This is a genomic window from Streptomyces sp. NPDC054783, from assembly GCF_053611725.1.
Genome location: NZ_JBSHAY010000001.1, coordinates 1 through 15763, shown reverse-complemented (window position 1 = coordinate 15763; position 15763 = coordinate 1). Strand labels below are relative to the sequence as shown.

Here is a 15763-nt window from a genome sequence, read left to right as displayed (position 1 = left end):
GGGTCAGCCGCCGGTGGCGAAGCCGGGGAAGAGGGTCATCCCGCCGTCGACGTACAGGGTGGTGCCGACGACGTAGTCCATGAGGTCGGAAGCGAGGGCGACGACGGCGTGGGCGATGTCCTGGGGGTCACCGATGCGCTTGTACGGGATCAGCCGCAGGAGATCCTGCTGCGCCTCGGGCGTCTCCCAGGCGTTGCGGTTGATGGGCGTCTTGATGGCTCCGGGGGCGACCGCGTTCACACGGATGCGCTTGGGGGCGAGTTCCTGGGCGAGCGTCGCCATCATCATCTGCACGCCGCCCTTGGACGAGGCGTAGTTGACGTGACCGGACCAGGGGATGATCTGGTGGACCGAGCTCATGCAGATGATCTTCCCGGCGGCGCAGGACACCTCGGGGACGATCCCACGGCGCAGGAACTCCTTGGTCGCCTCACGGGCGCAGAGGAACTGCCCGGTGAGGTTGACGTCCAGGACCTTCTGCCACTGGGCGAGGGTCATGTCCGTGACCGCCGCGTCCCGCTGCAGTCCCGCGTTGGCGACCAGGATGTCGATCGTGCCGAACTCCTGGACCATCCGGTCCGTCATGGCGACGACCTGGTCCTCCTGGGACACGTCCGCCTCGTAGGCGGCCGCCCGGACCCCGAAGCCGGTGATCTCCTCGACCACCTTCTCGGCGTCCTCGCGGCCGGCCACATAGTTCACCACGACATCGGCCCCCGCCCGGCCCAGGGCGACGGCCGTCGCCCTGCCGATTCCGGAGTTCGCGCCGGTCACCAGTGCCTTCTGCCCCTTCAGCAGGTGGGCGGGGATCGCGCCCTGGGGTGCCCCCTCGGTGGAACTCACGATGTCCTGCTCCTCCACTGCGCGCCCGTTCCCGCCGAGCCCGTCGCCCGGTGGTCCGGCCATCAGGCAAGCACGGGTGCGGAACGGCGGCATCCCGGAGCGGACCGCGTTGCGCTGCGCGGCTGAGCATCTTCGCCCGGTCGTCGGAGTCCGGGCGGCGAAGGTCAGCCCAGCCGTTCCTTCAGGTGGTCGCCCACGCGGAGGGCGTTGGCGATGGCCGTCAGGGACGGGTTGACCGCGCCGATGCTCGGGAAGAAGCTGGTGTCGACGACGTAGAGGTTGTCCAGGTCGTGGGCCTTGCAGTTGACGTCCAGGGCCGAGGACGCCGGGTCGGTGCCGAAGCGCACGGTGCCGGCCTGGTGCGCGGTCGCGCCGATCGGCATGCCCTTGTGCAGGTAGATGCTGCGGGACAGCAGCCGGTGCTCGTGCATGCCCAGATGGCCGAGCATGTGCTGCAGTTTGTGCCGCAGGCGCGTCAGGCCGGCGATGTTGTTGCCCTCGTCGAGCGTGAGCCGGATCCTGCCGTCGGCTTCCAGGGTCACCCGGTTGTCCGGCTGCGGCAGGTCCTCTCCGCACAGCCAGAAGTCGACGGCGTGATGGGCCAGGACCTCGAACGGCATGTCCGGCGCCACAGCTCCGGCCCAGCGCGGGGCCTCGCCGTGGATCTGCTCGGCGTCCGACTTGCCGAGCATCTGGATCCCGCCGAGCGGGTAGTCCCAGTCGTCCGCGCCCAGGTACCAGTCGTGCAGGGCGAGGGTCTTCTGGAACTGGGTGTCGTTGGGTTCCTTCGAAACGGCCATCAGCGCAAGGTTGTTGTGGCGCATGTAGTACCGGCCCACGACGTCCGAGCTGTTCGCCAGCCCACGCGGATGCCGGTCGTTGGCCGAAGCGAGCAGCAGGACGGCGGAGTTGACGGCCCCGCAGGCCACGACCACGACGTCCGCCGAGAACCGGGCCTCGTCCTCGTCGGGGAGCTGGGCGACGACGCCGGTGACGCTGCGCCCGGTGGCGTCCGTCTCCAGCCGCGTCACCCGCGCGTTGGTGATCATGTCCACGTTGGGGTGCTCCAGTGCCGGCTCGACACAGATCACCTGGGCGTCGGACTTGGCGCGCACCAGACACGGGAAACCGTCCACCCGGTTGCAGCGGATGCAGACGCTGGAGTGGGTGGCCCGGCCCAGCGCGTCCTGGGTCAGGTTGACCCCGATCGGCAGGTGGAAGGGGTGCAGCCCCTGCTTCTCCAGGTCGTGGCTCAACTGCTCGATGCGCGGCTCGTGTTCGACCGGCGGGTAGGCGTACTGCGCACTGCACGGCCCTTCCCAGGGATCCTCGCCGTGCCTGCCGTGCACCAGGTAGAGGTGCTCCGCCTGGGTGTAGTACGGCTCCAGGTCGTCGTAACCGAGGGGCCAGGCGGCAGAGATGCCGTCGTGGTGGCGCAGTTCCCCGAAGTCCTCGGGGCGCAGCCGGAACAGGGCCGCGCCGTAGAACTTGGTGTTTCCGCCGACGTAGTAGTTCACCTCGGGCGGGAACTCGTTGCCGTGACTGTCGAGCCAGAACTCCGGGGCCCGGTACTTGGCCTTGACGAACACGGCCGTGGAGTCCCAGTTGTCGCGTTCGCGCCGCAGGTAGTCGCCGCGTTCGAGGATGAGCACGCGTTTGCCCGACGGAGCGAGGCGGTGGGCCAGCGTGCCGCCGCCGGCTCCGGTGCCGATCACGATGACGTCGTACGAAGGCAGGGCGTCCACGGCAACCACCGTCCTTGCTCGTGCTCGCGTTGTCTGCGGGGCCGTTGCGGCTCCTACCTCTTCGAACGTACGCGTCGTGCGGGGGTACGGCACCTGGAGCGTGCCGCACACCGGCAGGTCACAGAACGGCGATCGGGTTCACCGGGGAGCCGGTCGCCGCCGGGAGCCGCAGCGGGGCGACCACACACAGGAAGTGCCAGCGCCCCTGCTCCTCGCACACCCCCGCCAGCTCCTCGAGGTCCAGGTAGTCCAGCAGGTGCAGCCCCATGGCGTTGACCGCCAGCACGTGCACGGGAAACGCGACCTCGGCGACCGCACTCGGTGCGGCGTCGCTGTTGCCGTCCGATCCCAGCACGGACACACGCCGCTCGGCCAGGAAGCCCATCGCCGTCGGATGCAGGCCCGCCCGGGCCCGCGTCACGTCCCATGGCCCGAGGTCCCGGCGCCGCAGGCGGTGTCCCACGCGTACGAACAGCAGGTCACCCGGACCGACCGTGGTCCGCTGGGCGGTCTCGGCCGCGACGAGGTCCCCGGCGGTCACCTGGGCGCCGGGTTCGAGCCACGGCACACCGCGCAGCCGCGGGACGTCCAGGAGGACGCCGCGGCCGACGATGCCGTCACGCACCAGATCGAGGGTGAGCGCTCCGGCCCCGTCGGGTGTCACGGTGCTCGACGGGACGCCGCCGTACAGTTCGCCGTCGAAGATCACGTGGCACAGCGCGTCGAGGTGGCTGTCGACATCACCGTGCACGTTCATGGCGAACCGGTCACGGGCGAAGGTGAGCCCGGGTCCGGCGGTCTCCCGGTGCGTGGGAGCCGTCATCCGATGGGAGGCGGGCTCCGGGCTGTCCGGACCGGGCTGCGTCTCGACGGGCGCGGCCAACGACACGGTACGCCCGCACCGGACCTCGGCGGCGGCCGCCACCACGAGCTCGGGCGTCAGGCGGTCCAGCGCGCCGCGCCGCTCCTCGCCACCGTCCAGGGCCGGGTCCCGCAACCGGCGATACAGCGCGCGGAACGCCGCTTCGGACAGGGACTGGGGTGCGGCGGGCGGCGCGGGCGGCGCGGGTACGGGCTGCTGGTGCGAGGTCATCGGGAACTCCTCCTCGTCCGCCTCGGCCCACAGCACGTGTTCCCGACGCGGGAGATGGATGTCGTCCGGCCGGCCGTGCACCGCCACCAGAGGGCGGCCGTCCGCCGGGCCGCTGTCGTCGTAGGCGATCCGCGGGACCGCCGTGTCCACGTGACCGGTCACGAGCGGCCGGGTAGCCCTCGCCCGGAGCCCGAAACGCCTCTTTGCGAGCCTGCGGGCCTGCGGGCCTGCGGGCGATGGGGAGCCGGCGCGCCGCGTACCGGCCCGGTTCGGCGCGCTCCGCTACCGGAAGGACTCTGTCGGGCGCCTGCTGGTTTGCCCGACGACGGGTCAGGCTACCCATGGCGCATGATTCCCTCCCGGGTCGAGGAGACCCTGCCGGAGCTGGCTCCCTTCGTCCACGCCGTACAGGGGCGTCGGCCCGACGACGGCACCTGGTGCGAGGCGTGGACGGTGCGCGACGTCCTGATCCACCAGACGGGCAACGCCGAGGAACTGGCCCGGGTGCTCCAGGCGTTCCTCGACGGATCGCCCGTGGAGACCAGGGGCTTCGACCGTGAGGAACCGTTCCGGCGCCTGTCCGACGCCGAGCTCTGGGCGACGTTCCTGAACCGCTGCGAACGGCTCACCGAGGTGGCCGCGGCCGCCGCACAGGACCTGTCCCCGGACACGGAGGTGATGTGGACGGGCCGGTCCGTGAAGTCCCCGTTCTTCGCGGAGCACATGCGTGAGGAGCTGATCCTGCATCGCTGGGACCTCACCGGCGACGACCGGACGGCCGTACAGGCGCTCAACGAGTCGTGGATGACGGAACACAGCGTGGTGTCCGTCGGCCGCCCGCTGCTGAAGAAGGGCCGCGCCGGGCTGGACCTGGGACCCGACGACCGGGTCGAAGGCCGCCTGCGCACGCCGGGCACCGACGACATCGTCGTGACCGCCGACGCCGACGGCAGCAGCATCCGGCTCGCCGCCCCCGAGGGCCCCGCCACGATCGAGAGCGACGCGGCCGTACGAGTCCTGCTGCTGTGGGGACGCCGCCCCGCCGATCCGAACCGCTGGCACAGCGACGCAGGCCCGGAGGCCCTGCGCAGGGTGCGGAGCCTGCTGGGCGGCTACTGACGCCGCCCCGCTCGCCCCGCCGCCCGTCGTGCGCGCCCGAGAAGGTGTGGGCTCAATTCGAGGGATGAAAACCTTTTCAGCCGCAGGGTAGGGTGGTCCTACACACGGCCGAAAGGATGCGCACTCAGGTGGTGACGATCCATGACGTGGCACGAGCCGCCGGGGTGTCCCCGGCGACGGTCTCGCGTGTCTTCAACGGCGGCAAGGTCACGCCGGAACGCGCCCTGTCCGTCCAGCAGGCCGCCGCTGCTCTCGGCTTCGCGCCCAACCGGGTGGCCCGGTCGCTGCGCAAGCAGCGCTCCAGCGTGATCGCCCTGATCATCCCGGACATCGAGAACCCCTTCTTCACCTCGCTCGCCCGCGGGGTCGAGGACGCCGCGCAGCGCACCAGCCTCTCGGTCGTCCTGTGCAACTCCGACGAGGACACCGACAAGGAACGCCGCTACCTCGAGGTCGCCCTTGGCGAGCAGATGGCCGGTGTGATCGTGGCCGCGGCCTCACAGGACGAGACGGACCTGGCGCCGCTGATCGCCCGGAGCGTGCCCGTGGTCGCCGTGGACCGCCGGCCGCACGCGGCCGAGGTGGACGCGGTGCAGGTGGACAACCAGCACGGCGGTGAGGTGGCCACCCGCCATCTGCTGCGGGCCGGTTACCGCCGGATCGCCTGCATCACCGGCCCCCGGGGCGCCTCCACCTCCGAGGAGCGCCTCGCCGGGTACCGCACGGCACTGTACTCCGCGGGCGACGCCGCCCCGGCCGGCGACGCCTATGTACGGCACGCGGACTTCCGGGTGGAGGGCGGCCGGGCCGCGATGCGTGAGCTGCTGGCGCTGCCCGAGCCGCCGGACGCCGTGTTCGTCGCCAACAACCTCATGACGATCGGCGTCCTGGACGCGCTGCGCGAGGTCGGGCGCACTCCCCCGGGCATCGGTGTGCTGTCCTTCGGCGACGTGCCGTGGGCGTCGCTGCTGCGGCCGTCCCTGACCACCGTGGAGCTGCCCTCGTACGAGCTGGGCCGTACCGCCGCCGATCTGCTGCTGCAGCGCATCGAGGGCAAACCGTCGCCGTTGCAGACCGTGGTGCTGCGCACCAAGCTGCAGGTGCGGGAGAGCACCGCCGGGCCGTGAGCCGGCCGGGCACGCCAAGGGCGCGGTACCGGTCGGGTGACCGGTACCGCGCCCTTTTCGTGGGCCCTGCGCCGCCGCACGCCCGGGCCCACGGCAGGTCCGGAGCTACTTCAGCCCGGACGTCTTGATCGACTCCACGATCTGCCGCTGGAAGACGAAGAACAGCACCAGCATCGGCAGTGCCGCGACGGTGGCCGCCGCGAGGATGTAGTTCCAGTTGGAGGTGTACTGGTTCTGGAACGAGGCGATGCCGAGCTGGACCACCGTCAGGGACTGGTCGTTGGTGGCGACCAGCGGCCAGACGAAGGCGTTCCAGTTGGCGAGGAAGAAGAAGATCGCCAGGGCCGAGAGGATGGGCCGGGACATCGGCAGGACGATGTTCCAGTACACCCGCCAGTGGCCACAGCCGTCGACGATCGCCGCCTCCTCCAGTTCCTTGGGCAGTCCCAGGTAGAACTGGCGCAGCAGGAAGATGCCGAAGGCGTTGAAGATGGCCGGGACGATCAGGCCGGCGTAGCTGTTGAGCAGGCCCAGTTCACGGGCGACCAGGAACAGCGGGATCAGGACCACCGGCGCCGTGACCAGCAGGGTCGCGAAGATCGCGCCGAAGAGCTTCTCGCGGCCCGGGAAGCGCAGCCGGGCGAGCGCGTAGGCGGCCATGGAGTGGAAGAACAGCGCCACGATGGTGATCACCGCGGAGATGAAGAAGCTGTTCCAGAGGTAGCGTCCGAAGGGGACCTCGGTGAAGACGTAGACGAAGTTGTCGAAGGTGAAGTCCTTCGGGATCAGGTTGCCGTCGGTGACGGTGGCCCGGGACTTGAAGGACGAGGTGACCATCCACAGCACCGGGAAGATGCTGATCAGGGACAGGACCACGGCCAGGGCCGTGAGTCCCGTGCGTGAAGAGCGAAGCCGACGCCGGCCCGCCCGGGTCGTCAGGGCGTCACTCGCCATCGTCGAACCTCCCGCCTCTCGTGAACTTGAAGATCACGGCGGAGATCACGACCATGATCAGCACCAGGAACGAACCCATGGCCGACGCGTAGCCGAACTCGCCGAATCCGAACGCCTGCTGGTAGATGTAGAAGATCGCCAGGGACGTGCCGTCGGCGGGGCCGCCGTTGGTCAGAACGAAGATCAGGTCGAGGCCTCCGGTGATGGCGGCGACCGTCGACATCAGCAGGACGAAGAAGCTGGTGGGGCGCAGCAGCGGCCAGGTGATGGTGCGGAAGGTGGTCCACGGGCCCGCGCCGTCCAGCTTGGCGGCCTCGTAGAACTCCTTGGGGATCTCCTGGAGCCCCGCCAGGAAGATGATCATGTAGTAACCCATCATCACCCAGACCATGACCGCGATGAGGCAGCCGAGGGCCAGGGAGGGGCTGCCGAGCCAGGACTCGCCGTCGAAACCGGCGGCCCGCATGGCCCGGTTGACCGCGCCCGTCTGCTCGTCGAGCAGGAACTTCCACAGCACGCCGACCACCACGAGGCTGATCACGTACGGCAGGAAGAGTGCGGTGCGGTAGACGCCGACGCCGGGCAGCTTCTGCTTGACCAGCAGGCCGAGGCCGAGGCTCACGCAGAACAGGACGGGGACGAGGATCACGACGTACTCACCGGTGATCTTCATCGAGTCCCAGAACAGCGGGTCGTGCATCATCCGCTGGTAGTTGCCGAGCCCGATCCACTTGTACGAGCCGAAGCCGCTGACCTGGAAGAAGCTCAGGGCGATGGAGAGCACCATCGGGACGGCGACGAAGATGAGGAGCCCGAGCACGTCGGGCGCGAGGAAGAGGCCCGCGGCCAGCCACTCGCGGTGCTTGCGGCTGAGTCTCGGTGTGCCCGCGGAGACGGGCGCCTGTGCCGGGGCCGCGGCCCGTCGGCGCTGTTGTGCGGCGACGCTGCTCATATCAGGCTCGCCCCCTTGTAGCTCTCGGTGTACGCGGCGATGGACTGGGCGGCTCTCTCCGCCTCACCGGCCACACCGCGGCCGGCGAGCATGGTGCCCTGGATGGCGTCGGAGATCGCCTTGTAGACGACCGGGGGGTAACGCGGCTCGGCGCGCCCGCCGGGGAAGATCTCGTCCTTGAACTTCTTCATGATCCCGGAGTCGTAGCCACCCTTGGCGGCGCCCCGCTCCAGGGCGCTGGCGCGGGGCGCCACGTCGGACTTGGCGCCGACGCACCAGTCGACCATCCGGTTGATCGAGTCGTCCTTCATGGAGCCGAGCGCCCAGACGCAGAACTCGGCCGCAGCCTCGGGGTTGCGGCCCTGGGCGTTGGCGCAGAAGGACCAGCCGCCGAGCGTGGTGACGTACTTGCCGCCCGGCGGGACGGGCAGTTTGAAGACGCCGTAGCGGTACTTGGGGGCGAACGCCTTGAAACTGGAGACGTTCCAGATGCCCTGCTGCCACATGGCGACGTTGCCGCCCTTGAAGCCGCCGATCACATCGTCGGCGGCGGGCACGGTGCGCGGGGCGATGCCGTGGCGCACGGCGTCCTGCCACAGCGCGAGGGCCTGCCGGGTGGCCGGGGAGTCGAAGACGACCTTGCCCTGGTGGTCCAGGACATCGCCGCCGCCCTGCCACATCCACGGGTACCAGGTGAAGTTCTGGTAGTAGCCGGGCTGGGTCTCGAAGACGAGGCCCGCCCTGGTCTTCGTACGCAGCTTGTCGCCGATGTCGAGCATCTGGTCCCAGGTGGTGGGGATGTCGGCCTCGGACAGGCCGGCCTTCTCCCACACGTCCTGGGCGTAGAACATGGCGAGCGGCTCGATCTCCATGGGGAGGGCGTAGACCTTGCCGCCGACCTTGCGGCTGTCGAGTGCGGAGCCGTAGTCGTCGATGGCGGCCTTGTCCATGTGCGGGGTGAGGTCCGCGAGGACACCGCCGTTGTAGTAGCGCAGGAAGTCGCCGGGCGAGAGCAGGAAGATGTCCGGGCCCTCGCCGGTGGCGAAGGCGGACGGCAGCTTGAAGCCGTTGAGGTAGGTGGGCTGGGGCAGATAGACGAGGTCGATCTGGGTCTTGTGGGTGCGGTTCCACGCGTTGACCATGTCCACGAACCACTTGGACTGGGCGTTGATCGCGGGGTCGGGCGAGCGCTGGGGGCCGTAGAAGTTCCAGAACTGGAGGTTGCCCCCCTTCGCCTGTGCCGTGCCGCAACCGGTGAGCAGGGCCGGGGAGGCGAGGGCCGCGCCGGCGCCCGCCGCCGCGGTGAGGAAACGCCGGCGTGACGTGGTGGCCGGGCGCCCGGCGTCGTTGCCGTGCTGGAGCATGCGTGCGCTCCTGTCGGAGTGGGATGGGGCCGGATGGAGGAAGAACAAAGGGGGTGGCGGAGAACGGGGGTGGCGGTCAGTCGACTTCGAGGGTCAGCAGGTCGGGCGTGGCCGGACGGGAGGCCGAGCTGGGGGCGTCCAGGTAGAAGAGCGAGGTGCTGGCGATGTCGTCGCTGGTGTGCCGGTAGCGGTGCGGCAGGCCGTTGCCCTGGCCGGGGCCGATGCCGAGGCTCTGCACGGTGACGCGCAGGTCCCGGGAGAAGCGGACGGGGTCGAGGACGTGCCAGCGGTACATCCCGAACCGCTGCTGGCTGCGGTAGAGCCCGTCGGGGCGCAGGATCTGGTTCAGGCCCAGGTAGGGCGTGGTGTAGGCGGTGTAGCCCTGGCCGGGGACGTCGAAGTTCCAGGCGCCGCCGAAGTAGTCCTCGGTGCCGGTGCCGCAGATCGTCGGGAACTCGTCGTCGCCGTCGAGGTGGAACTTGAACTCGCCCTCGCCCCACCAGCCGGGGCTGTTGACGCCCCAGGCGAGGTAGGTGCCGACATAGCTGCCGGCGCCGGTGACCCCGTCGAGCAGGGTGTGCACCTCGCCGTACGGCACCGGGTGGCTGCGCCGCCACTGCGCGTGGAAGTAGGAGGCGTCCTCGCCGACCTCGTCCAGTTCGTAGTCGACCTGGTAGTAGAGGGTGACCTTCTCGGCGGTCAGGTTCTCCAGGGTGATGCGGGCGCCTCGGCGGAACGGCATGGGCCAGTACGCGTTGAAACCGCCGTTGGGGTTGGCGGCGACGGGCACGGACGAGACCTGGCTGAATGTGTTCCAGCCGTTGCAGAAGAAGTCGCCGAGCGGGACCTCTACGGCCGGGCTCTCCTCCCCCTCCCAGTACATCCGCAGCAGCGTGCCCCGCCAGGCCGTGTGCGGGTCGGTGGTGCACCACAGGTGCCGGATGGTGCCCGGCCCCTCGATGTCGGCTAGCACCGCGGTCCCGCCTGCGGCGATGTCGATGCTCGGGGAGATCTTCCAGCCCGGCCCCAGCCTGTTCGCCGCGACCGCTCCGGTGCCCTCGGTGGCCCGGCCGCCGCCGGACTTGGCACCGGTGAAGTTCTCGGCGCTGATGGAACGGCTCACGGCACGGGTCCTGCGGGAGATGCCGTCGAGTCCAAAGGTCGTCATCGTGTTCTGTGCCTTCATGGGTGGGGTGCGGGGCGGGCCCGGAGCCGGGCCGCGCAACCCTGTGAAATCCATTTCAGCGAAAAGTAGGGCGGACATCAGAGGGTGTCAAGGGGTGAGATCGGAGCGCACGCCGACCACCTCGCGGTGCCTGAATTGCGCAAATTACTCAGTTTGTTACGGCTCTTCTCGGCCACAAAGCCCGACTCTGCGCGGCCTCTTGACGCTGAAATCGATTTCTGTCAGCGTGCACCTCATGCCTCGCAAGTCTCCCAACGCAGTCATCGGTGTGGACATCGGCACATCGAGCAGCAAGGGCGTCCTCGTCGGCCTCGACGGCACCCTGATCCGCTCGGCCGTGCGGGAGCACACCCCCTCAAGGCCGGGTCCGGGCCGCTTCGAGATGGATGCCTCCGTGTGGTGGCACGAGTTCGCCGGCATCGCCCGCGAGCTGACCGGCCCGGACGACTCCACCGTGCTCGCCGTCGGGGTCAGCGGCATGGGGCCCTGCGTCCTGCTCACCGACGAGCACGACACCCCGGTGCGCCCGGCGATCCTCTACGGCGTCGACACCCGCTCGGTCCGGCAGATCCGCCGTATCGAGGAACGGCTCGGCGCCGACGAGATCATCCGCCGGTGCGGCTCCGCGCTCACCACCCAGGCCGCCGGACCGAAGATGGCCTGGGTCGCCGAGGAGGAACCCGAGCGGTACGCCCGCGCCCGCCGCCTGTACATGCCCAGCTCCTGGCTGGTCCGCAAGCTCACCGGTACCTATGTGCTGGACCACCACTCGGCCAGCCAGTGCACCCCGCTGTACGACACGCTCGCGGGCCAGTGGTACGGCCCCTGGGCCGCCGAAGTGGCCCCCGGCATCGAGCTGCCGCCGCTGCGCTGGTCCGGCGAGGCGGCCGGCACCGTCACCGCCGAGGCCGCCGAGGCGACGGGCCTGCCGGCCGGGATCCCCGTCACCACCGGCACCATCGACGCCTGGGCCGAGGCCCTCAGCGTGGGTGCACAGCACACCGGTGACCTGATGCTCATGTATGGCACGACCATGTTCCTGATCCACACCGTGCCGAAGCCGCTCACCAGCCCGTCGCTGTGGGGCACGGTCGGCGCCCTGCCCGGCACCCGGAACCTCGCCGGCGGCATGGCCACCTCGGGCGCGGTCACCAACTGGCTGCGCGATCTGTTCGCCGCCGGCGACCACGCCGAACTGACCCGCCTGGCCGCCGAGTCGGGGACGGGCGCGGGCGGGCTGCTGATGCTCCCGTACTTCTCCGGCGAGCGCACTCCGATCATGGACCCGGACGCCCGCGGTGTGATCGCCGGACTCACCCTGTCCCACACCCGCGGCGACCTGTACCGGGCCGCGCTGGAGGCCACCGGATTCGGGGTACGCCACAACATCGAGGTCATCGAGGAGGCGGGCGGCGACATCCGCCGCGTGGTCGCTGTCGGCGGCGGCACCCAGGGCGCCCTGTGGACCCAGATCGTCTCGGACATCACCGAACGGCCGCAGGAGCTGCGCACCACCACGATCGGCGCGAGTTACGGCGGCGCGCTGCTCGCTGCTCAGCTCGTCGGGGACGCCGGTATCGACGACTGGAACCCGGTGCGGGAGACGGTGACGCCGCGCGCGGAGCATCGACGGCGGTACGACGAGCTGTACGGCCTCTATCGGCGGCTGTACCGGGAGACTTCGGCGACCGTGCATGCCCTTGCCCCACTGCAGGAGCGCTGAGCCCTTCCGAGTCCGGGCAAGGGGCTCCGCCCCCTGAACCCCGCCAGGGGGCCCCGCCCCCTGGCCCCGACCTATGCCCACCCACCACCCGACTCGGTCGGCCGGAACGGCGCCGGACCCCTGCCCGCCCCAGTCGGTCGGCCGGGGGGTGGCCCCCATACGCACACCCAACGGAGATCGCATGACCACGTACACCCTGCCCGTGCCCGGCCGGCCCGCCGCCGCCGAGCCGCACACCGTCTGCACCGTGGCGAGCGGTGACCTGCGCCCCGCCGCCAACGTCACCTGCTGGCCGACCCAGGAGAAGCTGGAGAAGGACCTCGCCGCGGCGCTGACCGACCTCGGATGGCAGGTCCGCCGCGGCCACCCCTTCGACACGGCCAAGGGGCACGGCTTCATCGACAGCCAGCGCGCCGGCATCGAGGTGTTCAAGACCCTGCCGAAGGACGCGCCGCTGATCGTCGTGGAAGGTGTCTGGCAGTACAGCCACCACGTCCTGGCCGGGCTGCGCGACCACCGGGGACCGATCCTCGTCGTCGCCAACTGGAGCGGTGAATTCCCGGGCCTGGTGGGCCTGTTGAACCTCGCGGGCAGCCTCACCAAGGCCGGACGCGCGTACTCCGTGCTGTGGAGCGCCGACTTCACCGACGACTGGGCCCGCGACGGGCTGCGCACCTGGCTGGAGACCGGCACCCTCACCCACGACACCGGCCACGTCCGGCCGTTGCCGGCCCTGCCCGAGGACCCCGAGACCGCACTCGGCGTGGCCCTGGCCCGGCAGCTGCGGGAGGAGAAGGCGATCATCGGCGTCTTCGACGAGGGCTGCATGGGCATGTACAACGCCATCATCGACGACGAGTTCCTCAACCCGCTCGGCATCTACAAGGAGCGGCTGTCGCAGAGCGCCCTCGTCGCCGAGATGAACAAGGTCTCCGACGAGGAGGCGCACGCGGTCCGCGCCTGGCTCGACCACGCCGGCATGACCTTCCACACCGGTACCGACGAGGCGACCGAGCTCACCGACGCCCAGCTGCTCAGCCAGTTCAAGATGTACATAGCCGCACTGCGCATCGCCGACGACTTCGGGCTCGACGCGGTCGGCATCCAGTACCAGCAGGGCCTGAAGGACACCGTCCCGGCCAGCGACCTCGCCGAGGGCCTGCTCAACAACGTCCAGCGCCCGCCGGTGTTCAGCCGTGACGGGGAGCGAGAGCTGTACGCGGGTGCGCCGCTGCCGCACTTCAACGAGGTGGACGAGGGTGTCGCCGTCGACTCCCTGGTGACCAACCGCATCTGGACGGCGATGGGGCTGGACCCGGCCACCACGCTGCACGACATCCGCTGGGGAGAGGAGTACGACGGCCGGTTCGTGTGGGTCTTCGAGATCTCCGGCTCGGTACCCGCCTCCCACAACGGCGGCTACCACAAGTCGTACAGCATGCGGCAGCCCCCGATGTACTTCCCGCTCGGCGGCGGCACGCTCAGCGGGGTCTCCCGGCCGGGCGAGATCGTCTGGTCGCGGGTGTTCCTGATGGACGGCCGGCTGCATGTCGACCTCGGCCGGGCCACCGTCCTCGAACTGCCGGAGGAGGAGACCCGGCGCCGCCTCGAGGCCACCACCCCGCAGTGGCCGATCATGCACGCGGTGCTGCACGGCGTCAGCCGCGACCAGTTCATGGCCCGCCACCGCGCCAACCACCTGAACGTGGCCTACGCCCCCGGCGCGGAGACGGCCGACAAGGCGCTGCGCGCCAAGGCCGCCCTCTTCGCCGAGTTGGGTGTCGAGGTGCACCTGTGCGGTGACGTGGCGCTGTAGCCGAACCCGCGGCCCCGCCGGTGCTGCACATGCGCGAGCGAACCGACAACCCTTCGAGGAGTGAGGAGTTCGGCATGGCCGGTGCACGACGTTCCACCCCCACCGACGGGGCCGGAGGCCCCAGTCGCCGCCAGGTGCTCGCCGCCGGTGCGGGCATGGCGGCGGCAGCCGCGTCCCTCGCGGGCGCGCCACCGGCGGCCGCCGCCACCGCCCGGGCCACCGCCATCACCGGCACCAAGGTCAGAAACCTCACCGGCCCCGCCGAGACGGGCCGGTTCGCCGCGCCCTGGACGGATCTCGGCATCCCCGTCAGCTGCCCCGACGGCACGATGCTGTTCGTCTGCGGCGACACCTTCGACGGTGCCGGGGTCGGCTCCTCGGGCTGGCGGGCCCCCGTCGGCCTGCGATCCCGACACCCCGACCTGGACGGTCTCGTCATCGACGACAGCGTGGGCGGTGCGCACGCGGTGGGCCTGGTCCCGGAGGGCCACCGGAACAACACGACCGCCATCCCGTCGGACGTGTTCACCGTCGGCGACACGATGTACATGCACCTGATGCGAGGTGTCCTGTACCGGACCGACCACTCGGACTTCTGGCGCTCCACGGACAACGGCGCGACCTGGGAGTACCTGTGCCTGTGGCCGGGCGACCAGTACGGCGGCCAGTTCCAGCAGAAGACGTACGCGGTCGCTGACGACGGCTACTGCTACGTCCTGTCGACCGTGTTCAACCGTGACGTCGACTCCGACCTCCTGCTGCACCGGGTGCGCCAGGACCGGCTGGGCGACCCGGCGGCCTACGAGCCGTGGGGCTACGCGAACGGCGCCTGGGCGTTGGGCAATTACCCGACCACGATCACCGCGCGCCGCCGCTGGGGCGAGATCTGCTTCCGCGCCATGGGCGGCAGGTACGCCCTGACCTGGCTGAACATGGATCCGCTCGGTATCCGCGCGCAGGTCTTCGCGCTGCCGACCAGCAACCTGTTCACCACGCCGGAGCAGACGATCATCGTCCCCACCACCCCCGGCAACGAGTCCGGCAACGCGGTGGCCAGCCCCTACGGCGGCTTCATCGTGCCCGGGTCGACGTTCAGCGACCTCAACATCAACGTCAGCCAGTGGTACGACGACCAGAACTACCGGGTGATGCAGTACCGGATCAGCGGACTGGCCGTCTGAGCCCGTCCCCGGATTGTGCGAGCGATGCGGATGCTGGTACTTCTGGATCACATGACCAGCCGAGTCCTTCTCGTCTCCCCCGCCACGAGCGCTTCGCTGCGGCAGGCCCGCTTCGACGACGGCGGCTCCATCGACGAGGGCGGCGCGGCGCGGGCCCGCTCGGCGGCCGGTGCGCTGCCGTCCGCGGTCCGTGTCCTCTCCTCCCCCGGCGTGCGCTGCCGGGAGACGGCCGCGGCGCTGGGCCTCGACGGTGTGCCGGTACCGGAGTTGGCGGGTCTCGACGTGGGTCGCTGGCGCGGGCGCACGCTGGAAGAGGTGGGGGGCGCCGAGCCGGAGGCGGTGGGCCGCTGGCTCACCGACCCGGAATGCGCACCCCATGGGGGTGAGTCCGTGCGGGACCTGTGCGGACGGGTCGCGCGCTGGCTTGCCGAGGCGCAGGAGTGGGAGGGCCGTACGGTCGCCGTGGTCGAGCCGGAGGTGGTGCGGGCGGCCGTCGTCGACGCACTCGGCATGCCCGCGGCACTCTTCTGGCGCCTCGACGTGCCGCCGCTGACCGTGACCGAACTCAGCGGCCGGGCCGGGCGCTGGAATCTGCGGCTGGGGCGTCCGCTTGCCGCGCCGGAGGCCGACTAGGCAGGGAGAGGGGGCAGAGGGCCCGAC

General features: G+C 70.5%; 13 protein-coding genes. 6 read left to right on the top strand and 7 right to left on the bottom strand.

The annotated features are described in order from the left end of the window. Nucleotides 1–3: 3 nt before the first annotated feature. From ACWGJ5_RS00065 to ACWGJ5_RS00055, 3 genes are all read right to left on the bottom strand, one after another. Nucleotides 4–843 (bottom strand): SDR family oxidoreductase, encoded by an 840-nt coding sequence (locus tag ACWGJ5_RS00065; protein ID WP_453307507.1) that lies wholly within the window; start codon nucleotides 841–843, stop codon nucleotides 4–6. A 164-nt stretch (nucleotides 844–1007) separates the two neighbouring features. Then, nucleotides 1008–2597 carry a GMC oxidoreductase gene (locus ACWGJ5_RS00060; protein WP_453307506.1) on the bottom strand — a complete coding sequence of 530 codons (1590 nt, stop codon included), beginning with the start codon at nucleotides 2595–2597 and terminating at the stop codon, nucleotides 1008–1010. A gap of 109 nt (nucleotides 2598–2706) precedes the next feature. Continuing rightward, nucleotides 2707–3681, bottom strand: coding sequence for a cyclase family protein (locus tag ACWGJ5_RS00055; protein ID WP_453308239.1), 975 nt, complete (start codon nucleotides 3679–3681; stop codon nucleotides 2707–2709). A 348-nt stretch (nucleotides 3682–4029) separates the two neighbouring features. Between ACWGJ5_RS00055 and ACWGJ5_RS00050 the strand changes: the two genes are divergently transcribed. Next, the gene (locus tag ACWGJ5_RS00050) at nucleotides 4030–4800 is read left to right on the top strand and encodes a maleylpyruvate isomerase N-terminal domain-containing protein (protein ID WP_453307505.1); all 771 of its coding nucleotides are present in this window, start codon (nucleotides 4030–4032) and stop codon (nucleotides 4798–4800) included. A 116-nt stretch (nucleotides 4801–4916) separates the two neighbouring features. Continuing rightward, nucleotides 4917–5927, top strand: a complete 1011-nt coding sequence (locus ACWGJ5_RS00045) for a LacI family DNA-binding transcriptional regulator (RefSeq protein ID WP_453307504.1) — start codon at nucleotides 4917–4919, stop codon at nucleotides 5925–5927. A gap of 105 nt (nucleotides 5928–6032) precedes the next feature. Here the strand turns inward: ACWGJ5_RS00045 and ACWGJ5_RS00040 are convergent, their stop codons facing one another. From ACWGJ5_RS00040 to ACWGJ5_RS00025, 4 genes are all read right to left on the bottom strand, one after another. Continuing rightward, complete coding sequence (locus ACWGJ5_RS00040) at nucleotides 6033–6881, bottom strand: carbohydrate ABC transporter permease (protein ID WP_453307503.1); 849 nt, start codon at nucleotides 6879–6881, stop codon at nucleotides 6033–6035. Continuing rightward, a complete protein-coding gene (locus ACWGJ5_RS00035) occupies nucleotides 6871–7833 on the bottom strand; it encodes a carbohydrate ABC transporter permease (protein ID WP_453307502.1) in 963 nt (320 codons plus the stop codon). Before ACWGJ5_RS00035 ends, ACWGJ5_RS00040 begins: the two co-directional genes overlap by 11 nt. Further along, the gene (locus tag ACWGJ5_RS00030; protein WP_453307501.1) at nucleotides 7830–9197 is read right to left on the bottom strand and encodes an ABC transporter substrate-binding protein; all 1368 of its coding nucleotides are present in this window, start codon (nucleotides 9195–9197) and stop codon (nucleotides 7830–7832) included. Before ACWGJ5_RS00030 ends, ACWGJ5_RS00035 begins: the two co-directional genes overlap by 4 nt. A 76-nt stretch (nucleotides 9198–9273) precedes the next feature. Next, entirely contained in the window at nucleotides 9274–10365 is a 1092-nt protein-coding gene (locus tag ACWGJ5_RS00025) for a glycoside hydrolase family 172 protein (RefSeq protein ID WP_453307500.1), read from the bottom strand. Between the two features lie 253 nt (nucleotides 10366–10618). Here ACWGJ5_RS00025 and ACWGJ5_RS00020 point away from each other — a divergent pair, with 253 nt between their 5' ends. The 4 genes from ACWGJ5_RS00020 to ACWGJ5_RS00005 all read left to right on the top strand — a co-directional run bounded on the left by ACWGJ5_RS00020 (nucleotide 10619) and on the right by ACWGJ5_RS00005 (nucleotide 15736). Then, nucleotides 10619–12106, top strand: coding sequence for an FGGY-family carbohydrate kinase (locus ACWGJ5_RS00020; RefSeq protein ID WP_453307499.1), 1488 nt, complete (start codon nucleotides 10619–10621; stop codon nucleotides 12104–12106). 181 nt (nucleotides 12107–12287) lie between these two features. Then, the gene (locus ACWGJ5_RS00015; RefSeq protein ID WP_453307498.1) at nucleotides 12288–13922 is read left to right on the top strand and encodes a fucose isomerase; all 1635 of its coding nucleotides are present in this window, start codon (nucleotides 12288–12290) and stop codon (nucleotides 13920–13922) included. A 74-nt stretch (nucleotides 13923–13996) separates the two neighbouring features. Next, nucleotides 13997–15103, top strand: coding sequence for a DUF4185 domain-containing protein (locus ACWGJ5_RS00010; protein WP_453307497.1), 1107 nt, complete (start codon nucleotides 13997–13999; stop codon nucleotides 15101–15103). 51 nt (nucleotides 15104–15154) lie between these two features. After that, nucleotides 15155–15736: a histidine phosphatase family protein gene (locus ACWGJ5_RS00005; protein WP_453307496.1), complete on the top strand. Its 582-nt coding sequence runs from the start codon at nucleotides 15155–15157 to the stop codon at nucleotides 15734–15736. Nucleotides 15737–15763 lie beyond the last annotated feature (27 nt).